This window comes from Candidatus Pelagibacter communis (assembly GCF_001180165.1).
Classification (GTDB): Bacteria; Pseudomonadota; Alphaproteobacteria; order Pelagibacterales; family Pelagibacteraceae; genus Pelagibacter; species Pelagibacter ubique_P.
Genome location: NZ_CVSQ01000009.1, coordinates 1 through 589 on the forward strand (window position 1 = coordinate 1; position 589 = coordinate 589).

The following is a 589-nucleotide window of genomic DNA, read 5'->3' on the forward strand; positions in this document are numbered from 1 at the left end:
AAAGTAAGTGCTGTTGTTAATCCAATTAATATTCCTTCAATCATCCCATAACTCCTATTGATTGTAAGAATGGATCCCTCAAATATATATCAAGAATACCGTGTAGGAGATACATAAAGGCAGCAACAAATGGAAAGGATAATAAAAACATTAAAATCCATCTTCGTTCTCCTAAAAAATAATAAGACGCAAATAAAAATAAAGACGTAGTTAAAAAATATCCAACTTTTAAAATTGTAGCTCCATAAATAATTGCAATCAGTATAAGAATGCCTGTTTTTTTATACTCTAAGCTTTTATGTTCTACTTTAATTGTATTTGGATCTGGTAGAATAAGTTTTAATCCAGAAAAAAATAATCCTGCATAACCTAAATAGATTGGAAATGTTCGTGCATTAAACGGTGCATTTTCATCAAATGCAAATACCTGAATTTGATAAGCGGTATATAAATAAAATGCTGAAAAAATAAAAAAGAGCAGTGATATAACTTTTGTAGTATTTATATTCACTGCTCTAATTTCAAATAATCCTAAGGATTATATAACTCCTAGTTTTTTCATAAGAGCTGTCATTTCTTGAGTTTGTTT

Annotated in this window: 1 protein-coding gene; it reads right to left on the reverse strand. The window is 28.0% G+C overall.

The genetic code is table 11. From position 1 onward, the window contains the following. Window positions 1–40 precede the first annotated feature (40 nt). Complete coding sequence (locus tag AMN88_RS00815; protein WP_075535999.1) at window positions 41–511, reverse strand: tripartite tricarboxylate transporter TctB family protein; 471 nt, start codon at window positions 509–511, stop codon at window positions 41–43. Between the last annotated feature and the right edge of the window lie 78 nt (window positions 512–589).